This is a genomic window from Rhodopirellula maiorica SM1, from assembly GCF_000346295.1.
Lineage (GTDB): Bacteria > Planctomycetota > Planctomycetia > Pirellulales > Pirellulaceae > Novipirellula > Novipirellula maiorica.
Window position 1 is genome coordinate 1 of the sequence record NZ_ANOG01000686.1, and the last position, 2,003, is coordinate 2,003.

The 2,003-nt window shown below is 54.3% G+C and carries 2 protein-coding genes and 1 tRNA gene; all 3 read right to left on the reverse strand.

Annotation, left to right across the window (positions count from 1 at the left end):
* The coding region (locus RMSM_RS22085; RefSeq protein WP_008701577.1) for an ATPase, T2SS/T4P/T4SS family at positions 1-392 on the reverse strand (392 nt) is incomplete at its 3' end.
* Positions 382-1,713 carry a DNA-directed RNA polymerase subunit alpha C-terminal domain-containing protein gene (locus RMSM_RS22090; protein ID WP_008701580.1) on the reverse strand — a complete coding sequence of 444 codons (1,332 nt, stop codon included), beginning with the start codon at positions 1,711-1,713 and terminating at the stop codon, positions 382-384. The genes RMSM_RS22090 and RMSM_RS22085, both read right to left, overlap by 11 nt.
* Positions 1,714-1,801: 88 nt before the next feature.
* Positions 1,802-1,875: transfer RNA gene (locus RMSM_RS22095), tRNA-Thr, on the reverse strand.
* Positions 1,876-2,003: the final 128 nt, after the last annotated feature.

Genomic DNA, 2,003 nt, shown 5'->3' on the forward strand with positions numbered 1-2,003 from the left:
TCTTTGCGGAGCACACGCAGTACCGCGCGAGGCCCGTGCACGGTCGGAAAAACACTCAGCCGCAGCGACGGAATCTCGCCCACCGACCCGGCTTCGTTCCGCCATTTCAATCGGCCTTCCATCGGTTGGGTGCTGCGATAGGTCGGCAGCCCCGCCAATACCATCAGCCGTGTGACGGGATCACCCGGACTGCCGCCGCGAATCCAATCGGCGACGGATAAGACACCGTCGATGCGAAACAGCACATCCCAGCCCTCTTTGCGAGGTTGAATGTGGATGTCCGAAGCATTGCTCGAGATGCCCATCTCGAGCAAGCGATCGACTGCGGCAACAGCGTAATCGCCGGCCGCAGGATCAAGACCCGCAAAAATCGAATCCGGCTCAGTCGCCACGAAGCTTGATTCCGAGATCGGCTAGCTTCTCACGGACTTCGTTCAAGCTGGTTACCCCAAAGTTCTTGCACTCGAGCATTTCATCGCCCGTTTTGCGAACCAATTCGCCAATCGAGTTCAATTGCAAACGTGCCATGCACTTGCGAGCACGAACCGAAAGATTCAGATCCGAGATCGGACGCTCAAGCAACGCCTGCTCGTCAGGCGACATGTGGCTGGTGTCGATCGGCGGATCGTTGCTCTTCTTTTCATGAGCAAATTGGCCGAGCGAAAGTCCCTTGCTGGTCAGCATTTCGCGGATTTCGACCAAGCTGGTTTCGCCAAAGTTTTTGCTGCTCAGCAGCTCGGCTTCGCTGGTTCGTGTCAGGTCACCAATCGTGTCGATGCCCATCTTCTGCAAACAATTGCGACTTCGCACACTGAGTTCAAAGTTGGCGACGGGCATGTTCAACGTTTGTGCCAAACGGTCGTTGCGGCGCTGGGCTTCTTCGTCGTACAGCAAATTGCCTGTCGCGGCGGCATCCTTCAAATACAGATTGGTTTGAGGATGATCGGGATACGATTCAAGGATTCGACGATAGCACGCTTGGGCGCGGTCGAATTGGTTGTTGTCTTCGTAGATCAAACCAAGGTTGATCAGTGCACCGATACCGGTTGGAAACGCCTTTGCCGCACGTTCATACAACTTCAGTGCTTCGGCGTCGTTCCCCATTCGGTCGTTTTCGAGTGCCAATCCGAAAAGAGCACCGGCATGGTTTTCGTCGGTGTTCACGGCGCGTTGGTACAGAGCAAGCGCCTCTTCCAAACGTCCACCCACGGCGGAAACCGTTGCGGCGCGTTGATACATGTACTCGGACGTCTGCTCAGCAGGCCCGAAGATGTTATCGAGGATTTCCAGAGATTTTTCGGTGCGACCCGCGTAGCGGTGAGCTTCGGCGATACGGATGTTGCATTCATCCGTGTTGTAGCCCGATGTTTGGGCTTGCTGGTAAACCGGAATGGCTTCGTCGTATCGGCTCAATTCAAACAGAGCACGCGCTTGATAGAACAACGCCATCGCGCTGCCATCAGCGTTCTGCAGCGTTTCCAACGCGGATTTGAATTTGCCCAGCAAGAACAGGCAAACGCCCATCTTCGTTCGGGCCGCCGGACTGAGCGATTCGTCCGTTTCCATCTCGTTAACGGCATCGCGAAGTTCGCCGAAATGGCCGTAATTCTCTGTGATCGCAGAACGAATGGCTGCGACATCGGATGGACCAAACGAATTGTTTGCCAGAACCATCTCTTTCAAATCGAGCACATCGAGTTCGATATCACTCATCGAGAAGCATCTCCTGTCGCGAGCTGTTTAAGCGATTGGATGTAAGTTTGAGGGTAAACTTACACTAAATTAGAATCTTTAATTGAGAAGCCAGCGGCGGGATTTGAACCCGCAACCCTCGCATTACGAATGCGATGCTCTGCCAATTGAAGCTACGCTGGCGTTCACTCGTTCGGGGGGCTAAGGGCATCCGGCTTCGTGTGCCATGTCGAAAGCCTGTGCCAAAAGAACGGCGTGTCCAAAGAAAATAAGCGAAATACCCAAAATTCGTCAATAGGCGACGATCCCAA